The following is an 11,876-nucleotide window of genomic DNA, read 5'->3' on the forward strand; positions in this document are numbered from 1 at the left end:
TCAGCCCGTCCGGACGAACTGGGCCGCCTGGATCTCGTACAGCTCCCGGAACCGGCCGCCGTCGCGCGCCAGCAGTTCGTCCGGGGAGCCGGACTCCACCAGCCGCCCCTCGTGCAGCACATGCACCAGGTCGGCGTGGCGCACCGACGCCATCCGGTGGGTGATGAGGATGACGGTCTGCCCGGCCGCCGCCAGCTCTCTGATCTGCGCGAAGACCCGGGCCTCCTCCTTGGCGTCCAGCGCCGCGGTCGGCTCGTCCACGATCAGGATCTCGGCGTCCCGGTAGCGGGCCCGGGCGATCCCGAGCCGCTGCCACTGCCCGCCGCTGAGCTGGTGCCCGCCCTGGAACCCGCGTGCCAGCAGCGTGTCCAGGCCGCGCGGCAGCCCGGCGATCACCTGGTCGGCGCCGGCGGCCGTGGCGGCGGAGGTGACGCGCCGTTCCTCCACCGGGTCGTTGGGCGCGCCGATGGCGATGTTGATCCGGGCGGTGAACCGCCAGCGGTTGAAGTCCTGCGCCACCATGGCGATCCGGGAGAACAGGTCCTGCCGGTCGGCGTCCGCCGTGGTGACCCCGCCGAACCGCACCGTGCCGGAGCCGGGCAGATACAGCCCGGCCAGCAGCTTCACCAGGGTGGTCTTGCCCGAGCCGTTCTCCCCGACCAGGGCCGTGATCCGGCCGCCGGGGATGGTCAGGCTGACCCCGTCCAGCGCGAGCCGGGGCGCCGCGGCCTCCGGGGCGGCCGGGTAGCCGAAGGAGACCCGGTCGAACCGGATCTCCCCGATCCGGGCGGGCAGCGGCTGCCCGCCCTCCGGGATCGCCCAGTTGTCGGCCTCGCTGCACAGCCGGTCGAGATCGGCGACGAACAGCGACTCGTCGTACAGCTGGTTGATGGCGCCGACCAGACCGCCCAGACTGCCCGCGCCGGTACGGATCGCCAGCACCGCCGTGCCCGCCACCGACATCGCGACCGCGCCGGTCCAGGCCAGCGCGCCGAGCGTGCTGTAGGTGAGGAAGCCCGCGAGGCCGGTCCAGCCGGCGGCCCACAGGCCGGTGCGGGCGTCCAGCCGCGCCAGCCGGGTCTGTTCGCCCTCGGCGCTCTCCGACATGTGGCGGAAGTGCTTGCGCAGGAACGGCCCCACCTGGTGCACCCGGATCTCGGGCGCGGGCTCGGGCCGGGTGAGTTCGCCGCTGAGCAGATGCCCGGCCCGGGTGTGCTGGACCCACACCCGGTACGAGGCGTACCGGCGGCGGGTCGTCACCAGCGTGCTCCACATGCTGGGCAGGGTCATCAGGACCAGCAGCGGCAGCAGCACCGGGTGCAGCACCGTCAGCACCCCGGCCGCCGCGATCAGCGAGAACAGTCCGGTGACCGCGTTCAGGCAGTAGCCGATCATGCTGCGGGCGGCCGACGCCCCGTACTGGGCGGTGTCCAGCAGCCGGTGGAACCGGTCGTCCTCCATGGCGGCCAGCTCCACCCGGGCGGCGTGCTCCAGATAGCGCTCGGTGGCGACCCGTTCCACCTTGGGCCGCAGCCGTCCCGAACCGTAGGTGGAGGCGGCGGTGAGCAGGGCGGAGGCCACACCCACGGCCGCCACGACGGCCAGGGCCGGGAGCGCGGCGCGCAGCCGCTCGGCGGGCTGGCCGTCCGCGAGGATCGCGGCGAGCACGGCGTTGACCGCGACCAGCCCGACGGCCTGGGCCAGACCGCGCCCGATCTCCGCGCCCGCCACCATGCGCAGGGCGGCCGGGTCGGCGGCCCGGGCCAGCCGGACGGAGGTGGCCACCAGCGCGGGCAGGGAGGCGAGCATCTGGCCCAGGGTGAGCCGGGCCGCCGCGCCCTCGTGGCTGGACCAGGCCCGGTCGTACAGCAGGGGCCCGCCGAACAGCAGTTGCTCGGACTTCTGCTGGGCGGGCGGCTCGGGGGCGGGCTGCGGCGGGGGCGGGGTGGGGTGTTCGGGCGGGACGGGCGGATCGGGGGGCGCGGGCGGCTGGGGGTGGTCGGGGCGCTGCGGGGGCTCGGGGCGCGGCGGGGGCTGGGGCCGGTCCGGGGGGACGGGCGCGGGCTCGCGCTGGGCGGAGGAGTGGCTCATGCGTCGTCCACCTCCGTCACCGGCCGCTGCGTGGCGTGCGGCAGCCCCCACCGTCCGGCGGCGACGGCGGCCGCCGCCCGGGCCTGCTCCGGTGCCGCCGGGCCCCAGCCCAGCAGGTCCGCCGCCTGCCGGGGGGTGGCCAGCAGCCGGTGGTGGGTGAGCCGGGTGGCCGGGTCGAGGCCGTGCGGGCCGATGTCGGTGATCCGGCCGGCCAGCGTGATCAGCGCGGGCTCCCCCGGTGCGGCCGCCCGCCGGGCCAGCGGGAGCGGCGGGCCCGTGGTGAGCCGGGCCTCCTCGTGCGCCAGCCGGGTCAGGGCGCGGGCCGGGTCGCCGCCGTCGGCCGCTTCGAGCGGCCCGCCGGGGAGCAGGACGACGCCTTCCTTGGGGTCCACGAGCAGGACCACGCGGCCGTCGGGGGCGAACAGCCAGCCCCGTACCTCGGTACCGGGCGGGTGGCCCGAGGCCGCCGGGCCGGGCTGCCAGGGGCGGTCGTGGCCCGGCGCGGCCCGGGTGATCACACCGTGCCGTTCCAGCGGGGGCTGCGGCCCGGTGTGCCGGCCGTCCTGGAGGTAGACGGTGCCGGTGCCGCCGAGCCGGGCGCGCAGCGCGGCGAGCATCCGGCGGGCGTCGGGGCCCGCCATCCGGTCGGCGGCCTCGGCCGCGTCGAGGAAGGCGTGAGCCTCCAGTTCGCCCTCGGCCAGCCGGATGCGGGCGGCGTCGGCGGCCGGGACCGTCCCGCCGTCGAAGACGGTGTGGAACTCGCCGGGGAACGGCAGATCCTCCGGGAGTCCTTCGATGCGCGGGCTGACATGGTCCACCGCGAGCGCGGGTCCCGGGGGGCGGGTGAGGCCGGTCTCCTCCCACACCTCGCGGCGGCAGGCTTCGGTCGGCAGTTCGCGCTCCTCCACCCCGCCGCCCGGCAGCAGCCAGGTCTCGCGGTAGGAGGGGCGTACCAGCAGGATCCGCCCCCGGTCGTCCGTCAGCAGGGCGGTGGCGCACATCCAGACGGCGTGCCGGGAGGCGGCGTACTCGGCGTTCGAGGTCAAGCGATCTTGCGTCACACCTCATGATCAGCACGGATTCCCCGGCCCACCAGGGCGCTCGGCGGCGCGCGGGAAGCGCCCGGGGGCGCACCCCCGGGCGCTTCGGCGCGCGTCAGTGGGCGAGCACTCCGCTCAGCTCGTTCGGCACCTGCGGCAGGGTGACGGAGTTGAGGATCTCACCCGACTCGATGTCGACGGCGTGCAGTTCCTTCGTCGCCGGTTCGGTGACGAAGGCGGTGTGGTCGCGGACGAAGACCGTGGGGCGCGGCTGCTGCCACTCCAGCGGCTCCTCCCAGGCGCCGGTCACCGGGATGGAGGCCGTGACCTCGCCCGCCTCCGGGTCGATGACGTGGAGCTGCCCGTCGGTGCCGAGCACCAGCGCCTCGCCGTGCGGGCCGCGGGCCAGCGAGCGGAAGGTGTAGCTGGTGCCGAGGTCGACGAGGGTGAGCGAGCCGTCCGCGGTGTCGATGAGGGAGATCTGCTCGGGGCGCTCCAGTTCGGCGTCCTTGTCCTGCTTGTAGTCGCCGAGGACGACGGTGGACTCCTCCGACCCGGCCTGGTTGCCGATCCGGCCGTAGTCGGTGGGACTGTCCACCTTGGTGAAGGAGCCGTCCTTGTAGACGAGGACGCCGTCCTCGCAGCCGATGACGATCACGTCGCCCTTGGCCGCTGCCTCGCCGTGCACGCCGGGGCACTCCTCGCTGCGGGCGATCTCCTCGCCGTCCGCGTCGAGGACCATGGCGCCGACCCGGGTCTCCTCGTTGCCGAGGGTGACCAGCAGGCCGCCGCTCTCCAGCTCGACGGCCACGCCGTGGTGGGCCTCGGCCGACTGGTAGGTGTCGGTGGCCGGGAGGCCGGAGCCGCCCAGCTCGTGCGGGTCGAACAGGGTCACCTCGCCGGTGCCGTCGGCGAACAGCACGGTGCGGTCCCCGTGCCGTACGACGTGGCCCGGCTTCTCGGCGGCGAAGGTGGCGTCGGTCAACTGAGCGCCGACCGCGTCCAGAACCTGGAAGCCGGCCGAGGTGGAGACCAGGACGTGCCGCTCGTCCCCGGCGGCGTTGAGGCGGTTGAAGCCCTCCAGCGGGATGTCCTCGATGACCTCCAGGGTGGTGCCGTCGAGGACGAGGAGCCCGCCGTCGTAGGTGGTGACCAGCGGTTCGGCGACCTCGTGGGCCGGTGCGGACTGTTCGTCCTTGGGCTGGGTCTCCTCCTTCTCGGTGTCGTCCGATCCGCAGGCTGTCAGGACCAGGGCGGAGGCGGCGAGGAGGGATATCCCTCCGGTGATTCGCTGGGTGCGCATCTCTCTTCTCTCTCTTGTCTTTCCTGTCGTCACCGCAGGCCGGTCACGATGGCCCGGGTGTTGGAACGCATCAGGTCCAGATAGGTCTCGGCGCCTTCGCCGGGGGCGCTCAGCGATTCCGAGAACAGGGGGACGACGTCCACGTGCAGCCCGGTCTCCTCGGCGAGCACCTGGGCCAGCCGGTCGGGCTGCTGGGCGTCGACGAAGACGGCCGGGACCCCGGCCTCGCGGATGGCGCCGGCCAGCGATTCGAGGTCGGCGGCGGAGGGCGAGGCGAGGGTCGTCCCGCTGGGGATGACGGCGCCGATCACTTCGAACCCGTACCGGTCGGCGAGGTAGCCGAAGACGTGGTGGTTGGTGACCAGGGCGCGCCGTTCGGCGGGCAGGGCGGCGAACGCGTCCGTCATCCAGGCGTCGAGTTCGCCGACCTCGGCGAGGTAGGCGGCGCTGTTCTCGCGGACGCGGTCGGCGTCGACACCGGGTACGTCCGCGATGATCCGCTCCGCGATGCGTTCGGTGGCGGTGGCCACGCGCTGCGGGTCGGTCCAGAAGTGCGGGTCGGGTTCGCCGGCCATGGCGTCGGAGGTGTACGGCAGCGGGTCGATCTCCGCGCCGACCTCCAGGGTGGGGGTGCCGGATCCGGCGGCGGCCTCGACGTGCCGCAGGACGCCTTCCTCCAGGCCGAGGCCGTTGTAGACCAGGAGCGCGGCGCTTTCGATCCCGGCGGCCTGGCGGGCCGAGATGCCGAAGGAGTGCGGGTCGGTTCCGGCGCCCATGAGGACGGTGACCTCGGCCTGGTCGCCGGCGATCCGCTGGGTGATGTCGCCGAGGATGTTGGTGGTGACGACGATCCCGGCGCGGTCGTCGTCGGCCGTGGAGCATCCGGTGGTGGCGAGGGTGAGGGCGAGGGCGCCGAGCAGGGCGCCGATGACGGTGCGCCGCCTCATCGGCCCGTCTCCACCATGTGCGAGGGGGTGAAGCCGAGATCGAAGGTGCGGGCGGTGCGCAGACCGTCCGCGTAGTCGATCTCGAAGACCCGCTGCCCTTCCGTGTCGCTGATGTAGGCGCGGCTGCTGTCGACTTCGATGCTGTCGCCGGTCAGCGGGACGCGGGCGGTCTCCTCGCCGTCGGTGCCGTCGCGGGAGACGAGGTCGCCGGTGTCGGTGAGAGTGAGGACGGCGCCGCCGCTGCCGACCACGTTGACGGCGGTCACGGTGGCGTCGGCGGTGAACTGCCAGGCGCCGGTGGTGACGTCGAGGAGCCAGTAGCCGGTGCCGTCCGCCGCGAGGGCGGCGAGGGTGGTGCTCCCGGCGCGGTGGTGGAACTCCCCGGCGCGGGCGCCGGGTGCGGTGTCCTCGGGGTAGGGGAGGCGTTCGGCGGTGAACCGGCCCTCGGCGTCCTCCTGTTCGCTGACGAGGAGGGCGCCGTCCGCGCAGCCGAGCACCAGTCCTGCCCGGGTGACGGCGGTGCCCATGGGGTATCCCCTGCTCGAAGAGCTTGGGGAAGGGTCGGCGCAGGTCTCCTCCACGCCGGGGCCGCTGACGGTGTTGTCCGCGACCGTGAACGGGGTCTCCTTGTAGGGCACGGTGCCGGCCGGGAGTCGCTCGCCGAGTTCCACGGCCGCGCGGTAGTAGTGGGCGTGGTCGCCGTGGTCGACGGTCCAGGCGCCGCTGTCGACGACCTGGACGGTGCCGTCGGCGCCGGTGAGGTAGCCGTACCTGCCGTCGCCGCGCAGGGCGTGCGGGTCGGCGAACTCCCCCACCTCGGTGATCTCTTCGGTGATCAGGTCGAGCACGTGGATGCCGCCGGTGGTGGCGTCGGCGAGGATCAGCCGGGACTGGGGTTCGGCGGCTTCCTCGGCGCCTTCTATGTAGCCGTGCGGGGTGCTTTCCTCGGTTTCCGCGGCCTCCGGTGTGCTGTTCCGGCCGCTGTCCGACGTGCCGCAGCCGGCCGCCAGCAGCAGGGCGGGCAATGTTGCCGCGATCATGACATTCCTAGGACGCATGGACTCTCTTCTTCTCCAGCTGGGACGTGAGGAGGGTGGCCAGGGCGGAGGCGAAGAACAGCCCCACGGCCACGGCGGCGATCGTGGCCCCGGCGGCCGTACCGCCGTGCCAGGAGATGACCAGGCCCGCCGCCGTCGACACGGTGCCCAGCAGGGCGGCGCCCAGCATGATCAGCGGGACCCGCCGCACCCACAGCGCGGCGGCGGCCGGCGGGGCGATCAGCAGGCCGAACACCAGCAGGGTGCCGACCACATGGAAGGAGGCGACGATCGCCAGCGTCACCAGCGCGACCAGCACGCCGTGCGCGGCTTTCGGCCGCAGCCCGAGCGTGTGCGCCTTGCGCGGGTCGAAGGCCAGGGCCAGGAAGGCACGGTGCCCCAGCAGCGCGACCGCCGCCGCGAGCGCCAGCGCCACCGCCAGGAACACCAGGTCCCCGTCCCGGACCGCGAGCACGTCGCCGAACAGGAACCCGGTCAGATCCACCGCGAAGGACTGCGAGCGCGACACGATGATGACGCCGAGGGACAGCATGCCGACGAACAGCAGCCCGATCCCGGTGTCCCGGGAGATCCGCGCCGAGCGCCCCAGCGCGGTGACGCCCAGCGCCATCGCCCCGGCGCTGGCCGCCGCCCCGATCAGCAGCGGGCCGCCGAGCAGGGAGGCGAGCGCCACCCCGGGGAGCATGCCGTGCGCCATCGCGTCGCCGAGGAAGGCCATGCCGCGCAGCACCACCCAGGTACCGGCGAGCGCGCAGATCAGCGAGACGAGGATCCCGCCCCACAGCGCCCGTTGAACGAAGGACACCGCGAACGGTTCGAGCAACCACTCCATGAGGGGTCACTCTATAATGAAAACGATTATCGTCATCTACTAGGGGCTGTCATGCCGGTCACACTCCACGAGGTCACCGCCGATTACCCGGGCCACCGCGCCCTGCACGGCATCAGCGCCACCCTCCCCGCCGGTGCGGTCACCGCGCTGACCGGCCCCAACGGGTCCGGGAAATCCACCCTGCTGAACCTGCTGGCCGGCACGCTCACCCCGACCACCGGCACCATCCGCTTCGCGCGCCCCTGCCGCCCCGCCTACGTGGTCCAGCGCAGCGCCGTCCCCGACGCCCTGCCGCTCACCGTGCGCGAGGCCGTCACCATGGGCCGGTGGGCCGAGCGCGGCCCCTGGCGCCGGCTCACCCGCGCCGACCGCGCCGTGGTCGACGACTGCCTGACCCGGCTCGGCATCGAGGACCTGGCGCACCGCCAGCTCGGCGGCCTCTCCGGCGGCCAGCGGCAGCGCACCCTCATCGCCCAGGCCCTGGCGCAGCGTTCACCGCTGCTGCTGCTGGACGAACCCACCGCCGCCCTGGACGCCGCCGCCCAGCGGCAGATCACCGACACCCTCACCCGGATCGCGGCCGAGGACGGCACCACCGTCGTCCACGCCACCCACCACCCGGCCGAGGCCGCCGCGGCGGACCACATCCTCACCCTGGCGGCGGGCCACCTGTGCTGAGCCGCGCCCGCTCCTCGTCCACGATGCGCCGGGCCAGCTCCCCCTCCGACACATCCAGCGCGTCCGGGGTGGCCCGCGCCACCTCACTGCGCCGCGCGTAGGCGTCGAACAGCGCGCTCTTGCCGGCCAGCGTCTCCAGCATCCGCTGGTCCACGCTGTCGGCCACCAGCAGCCGGTGCACGCGGACGGTCCGCACCTGCCCCATCCGGTGCGCCCGCGCCACCGCCTGATGCTCCATCGTGGGCTTGATCTGCGGCTCGCACAGGATCACCACCGAGGCGGCCTGGAGATTGAGCCCGACCCCGCCGGCCTGGATCTGGCTCAGCAGCACGGCATGCCCCTCCGCCGCCGTGAACGCGTCCACCAGCCGCTGCCGCGCACTCACCGTCGTGGACCCGCTCAGCAGCCCGGTGACCCGGCCGGATCCGAGCGCCGCGCCCACCGTCTCCAGCACGGCGCGGAAGTAGGAGAAGATCACCACCTTGGCCCCGCCCGCCGCGGCCTCGGCCACCAGCTCCCGTATCCGCCGCACCTTCATGGAGTCCGGCGCGGCGTAGGCGGCCCGCCGCATCGCCATGAAGCTCCCCGAGGCCACGGCCTCCCGGTACGCCGCGGCGTCCCGCGGTCCGAACTCCTCCCACTCGTCCACCCGCACCACCGCCGGCAACTCCGTCAGCACGTCCTCCTGGTTGCGCCGCAGATACACCGGCGCCACCGCCCGCCGGAACGCCTGCGAACCGGCCACCAGCTCCCGCCCGTCCACCCGAGGCAGCACCTCGGGCCGCAACTGGCGCACCAGCGCGCGGAACTCGCCCACCCGGTTCTCCAGCGGGGTGCCGGTGAGGTACGCCACCCGCCCGGCCACCGCCGCCCACTCCCCCACCGCCCGGGTGCGCTGCGCGCCGGGGTTCTTCACGTAGTGCGCCTCGTCCACCACCAGCATCGCCGTCGCGGCCGCCCCGCCCGCCGTCCGCAGCGCGTCGAAGGTCGTCACCGCCACCCCGCCGTCCCGCCGCCAGCGGGCGAACGCCTCCGCCCGGCCGGGACCGTGCGCCGCGACGGGCCGCAGCGCGCTGCGCGCCCGTATCTCCCGCGTCCAGTTGAGGAGGACACTCGCCGGGCAGACCACCAGGAAGTGCGTCTCGCCCCGGGCCGCGAGATGCGCCAGCGCGGCGATGGCCTGCACCGTCTTGCCCAGCCCCATCTCGTCCCCGAGCAGCACCCGCCGCTGCGCCAGCAGAAAGCGCGCGCCGAACGCCTGGTACCCGCGCAGCGACACCTTCAGCAGGCTGTCGTCCAGCACCTCCGCCCGGACCCGGTCCCCGATCTCGGCCGGCACATACCCCTGGGCCGCGTCCGCGTCCGGCGGCCGGGCGTCCAGCTCGGCGAGCAGGCTGTAGTAATCGGCGGAACGCAACTCGAAGTCCACCCACGCCTCGACGTCCGAGGGCGGATCGCGCAGCAGATCCACCGACGCCTGCCGGAACGCCCCGGTCAGCCCCCGGCGTCCGGCATCCGCCGTCAGCTCCTCGATCGCGGCGACCGCCGCCCTGGCCCTGGCCCGCCCCTCCCGCCCGGCGACCAGCATCCGCAGCCGCCCCCGCGCCGGCCGGGCCGCGGGCAGCAACTCCGCCAGCCGCGCCTCGATCTCCCGCGCCGCCTCCACCGTCCTGCGCAGCCCGGGCCCCGCCGCCAGCAACCGGTGCAGCGCGACGACCAGGGCCGTGGTGCGCGCGTCCGGCTCGTCCACATCCAGCCAGACGGCGACCGTACGTTCCACCGCCTGCGCGATCCGCCGGGCCGCCGCCAGCGCCTGCCCGGCGGTCAGCGCCCCCACCCCGGGCACCAGCTGCAACTCCCCGACGGTGGCCGCCCACACGCTGCCGACCGTCCGGTACCCGCCGTCCTCCAGCGCGGCCACCCGCAGCCGCCCCTCGGTGACCTCCTTCAGCCGCTCCACGCCCATGCCGCCGAGCCGCTCGGCGACCTCCGCGTCGCGCAGCGGAACCAGCGCCTCACGCACCCGGGCGACGGCCGCCGTGTGATCGGCCACCACACCCTGCGCCAACTCCCGCAACTCCATCACCGCATCACCCCATCCGCATCCTGCCACGGGTCACTGACAGTGACGGTGCGCTCGCCGGGCGGGGCGGTTCAGGACGGCTCGCACACCGGCTCGGGCAGCAGATCGGCGGTGGTCACCGCCCGTTCGGGATCCGTGATCCGGCGGTGCCCCAGCACCTCGCACAACCGGTCCGCCCACTCCTCGGGTTGGTTGAGACGCAGCACGAACACCGGCGACTCCTCGTACCCTTCGCCGGGGCTGAACAGCACGGTCGTGCCGTCCCGCGAGATGCCCAGGAACTGGCCGGGCCCGCCCAGGAAATACCGCTCGACGGCGTACGGGCTGCCCGGCTCGTACACCCGCAGCGTGTCCCCCATGCCGATCAGCACCCGGCCGTCGCCCGGGAAGCCGAACGACCGGGTCTCGTACCCGGTACAGGTCCGGCACAGCGTCGGCAGCGGCCCCAGCTCGCGGCGCGGCGGATCGAGCCGCCACAGCTCCCACACCGCGTCGCCGGGCCGCGCCAGCAGCAGATGCCGGCCCTCGGTGTCGAACCGCACCGCCAGCACATCGCCGCCGGTGTCCAGGTTCAGCTCCGGGACCTCACGCCCCTCGTACAGGTGCACCACCCGGATCACGGAGCCGCCGTCCACCACGGCCACATGGCCAGGCTCGACGTGCCGGTACACACCGAAGTGCCGTTGCTCGTCCCGGGTGATGCCCAGATCGGCGAGGTCGACCCGGGTACGGAGCCGCTCGGCCCGCGCCTCCCACAGCTCCAGCACCGTGCCCGACCGCACCAGCAGCGTGCGGTCGTCGAGGAACCAGTAGTCGACGTCACCGTCCGGCTCCGCGACCGCCGACGCGCCGATGACCTCCAGGCTGTCCACGGCGCGGATCTCGATGCGGTCGTCCGTCACCCGGTCGGCGACCAGGGTGCTGTCCGGGGAGAAGGTGATCTCGTGGCTTGCCGGGACCCGGGTCGCCCCCGGGCGTTCCGCCCACTGCCCGTCCTCCAGGTCGCTCTCGACCGTGGCGGCGTGCACCTGGGAGCCGTCCGGATTGACGCCCACCACGGTGGCACCGTCCGGACTCAGCATCATGGTTTCCAGCGCGGCTTCCTCGTCCCGGCCCGGCAGTGCCAGCAGCGCGGCGCCCGCCGGCGCCCGGACCAGGACGGACAGCTCCTCGCCGCTGCCCAGCAACTCCCGGTGCAGGGTGGCGCCGCTCGCCTTCGTGATCGGGTTGCCGAACGGCGTCGGCAGCAGCCCGACCGTGCCGTCGCCCGCGACTTCCAGCGACCGGGACCAGGAACCGGTGCCGACGACGAACCGCCGGCCGCTCTCGTCCACCGCGATCTCGCTGCACAGCTCCAGCGAAAAGCCCGCCCGGTTCCGTCCGGTGGCCGCGTCCAGCAGCAGATACTCGGCCGAGTTCCTCAGATCGTCCGGGGAGCGGCACACCAGCGCCGTCGAACCGTCCCCCGACACCGCAGCCCGCCGGACCCCCTCCGCCAGCGAACGGTGGCTGCCGTCCGTGGTGTCGAGCGCGTGCAGATTCCAGACGTTGCCCGGGTCCTCGCGGTACTGAAAGGAGGCCAGGTACAGCGTCCCGTCCTGCGGGCCGAACCACAGATCGGCGACATCGGCGATCTCCTGATCCAGCGACTGCCGGAGCACCACCGCCTCCGCGTCGAGATCCCACACCACCAACTCGCCATCGTCGGCCACGGCCACCCGGCTCCCGTCCGCCGACACCGTGAGCGGCTGGCTCGGATGGTCGTACCCGAGACCATCCGTGACGCCGGCCGGTCCGCCTGGGAGCCGCCGCTCGGTGCCCAGCGGCTCCGGCCCGTCCTCCAC

9 protein-coding genes are annotated in these 11,876 nt (G+C 74.1%); 1 reads left to right on the forward strand and 8 read right to left on the reverse strand.

The window, feature by feature from the left end:
- The 6 genes from ACFV5N_RS05300 to aztB all read right to left on the reverse strand — a co-directional run bounded on the left by ACFV5N_RS05300 (position 1) and on the right by aztB (position 7,271).
- A complete protein-coding gene (locus tag ACFV5N_RS05300) occupies positions 1-2,091 on the reverse strand; it encodes an ABC transporter ATP-binding protein (RefSeq protein ID WP_385594327.1) in 2,091 nt (696 codons plus the stop codon).
- Positions 2,088-3,137, reverse strand: coding sequence for an NUDIX domain-containing protein (locus tag ACFV5N_RS05305; RefSeq protein ID WP_385594330.1), 1,050 nt, complete (start codon positions 3,135-3,137; stop codon positions 2,088-2,090). The genes ACFV5N_RS05300 and ACFV5N_RS05305 overlap by 4 nt, the downstream gene beginning before the upstream one ends.
- A gap of 109 nt (positions 3,138-3,246) precedes the next feature.
- Positions 3,247-4,434: a zinc metallochaperone AztD gene (gene aztD, locus ACFV5N_RS05310; RefSeq protein WP_385594333.1), complete on the reverse strand. Its 1,188-nt coding sequence runs from the start codon at positions 4,432-4,434 to the stop codon at positions 3,247-3,249.
- A gap of 29 nt (positions 4,435-4,463) precedes the next feature.
- Positions 4,464-5,381: a zinc ABC transporter substrate-binding protein AztC gene (gene aztC / locus ACFV5N_RS05315; RefSeq protein WP_385594335.1), complete on the reverse strand. Its 918-nt coding sequence runs from the start codon at positions 5,379-5,381 to the stop codon at positions 4,464-4,466.
- On the reverse strand, positions 5,378-6,421 hold the full coding sequence (locus ACFV5N_RS05320; protein ID WP_385594337.1) for a hypothetical protein: 1,044 nt from the start codon (positions 6,419-6,421) through the stop codon (positions 5,378-5,380). Before ACFV5N_RS05320 ends, aztC begins: the two co-directional genes overlap by 4 nt.
- Before the next feature lie 7 nt (positions 6,422-6,428).
- A complete protein-coding gene (aztB, locus tag ACFV5N_RS05325) occupies positions 6,429-7,271 on the reverse strand; it encodes a zinc ABC transporter permease AztB (RefSeq protein WP_385594339.1) in 843 nt (280 codons plus the stop codon).
- A 51-nt stretch (positions 7,272-7,322) separates the two neighbouring features.
- Between aztB and aztA the strand changes: the two genes are divergently transcribed.
- A complete protein-coding gene (gene aztA / locus ACFV5N_RS05330; protein WP_385594341.1) occupies positions 7,323-7,949 on the forward strand; it encodes a zinc ABC transporter ATP-binding protein AztA in 627 nt (208 codons plus the stop codon).
- Here the strand turns inward: aztA and ACFV5N_RS05335 are convergent.
- Together ACFV5N_RS05335 and ACFV5N_RS05340 are read right to left on the reverse strand one after the other, a co-directional pair.
- Positions 7,921-10,032, reverse strand: coding sequence for a DEAD/DEAH box helicase (locus tag ACFV5N_RS05335; protein ID WP_385594349.1), 2,112 nt, complete (start codon positions 10,030-10,032; stop codon positions 7,921-7,923). The genes aztA and ACFV5N_RS05335 overlap by 29 nt on opposite strands.
- A gap of 71 nt (positions 10,033-10,103) precedes the next feature.
- On the reverse strand, positions 10,104-11,876 hold a 1,773-nt coding region (locus ACFV5N_RS05340), incomplete at its 5' end, for a hypothetical protein (RefSeq protein ID WP_385594343.1).

It is taken from the genome of Streptomyces sp. NPDC059853, assembly GCF_042731495.1.
Classification (GTDB): Bacteria; Actinomycetota; Actinomycetes; order Streptomycetales; family Streptomycetaceae; genus Streptomyces.

What these genes read in the sequence shown, in the direction of transcription:
- ACFV5N_RS05300 (WP_385594327.1), bottom strand. Translation starts at nt 2,091, where the DNA reads ATGAGCCACTCCTCCGCCCAGCGCGAGCCCGCGCCCGTCCCCCCGGAC.
- aztD (WP_385594333.1), bottom strand. Translation starts at nt 4,434, where the DNA reads ATGCGCACCCAGCGAATCACCGGAGGGATATCCCTCCTCGCCGCCTCC.
- aztC (WP_385594335.1), bottom strand. Translation starts at nt 5,381, where the DNA reads ATGAGGCGGCGCACCGTCATCGGCGCCCTGCTCGGCGCCCTCGCCCTC.
- ACFV5N_RS05320 (WP_385594337.1), bottom strand. Translation starts at nt 6,421, where the DNA reads ATGATCGCGGCAACATTGCCCGCCCTGCTGCTGGCGGCCGGCTGCGGC.
- aztB (WP_385594339.1), bottom strand. Translation starts at nt 7,271, where the DNA reads ATGGAGTGGTTGCTCGAACCGTTCGCGGTGTCCTTCGTTCAACGGGCG.
- aztA (WP_385594341.1), top strand. Translation starts at nt 7,323, where the DNA reads ATGCCGGTCACACTCCACGAGGTCACCGCCGATTACCCGGGCCACCGC.
- ACFV5N_RS05335 (WP_385594349.1), bottom strand. Translation starts at nt 10,032, where the DNA reads ATGGAGTTGCGGGAGTTGGCGCAGGGTGTGGTGGCCGATCACACGGCG.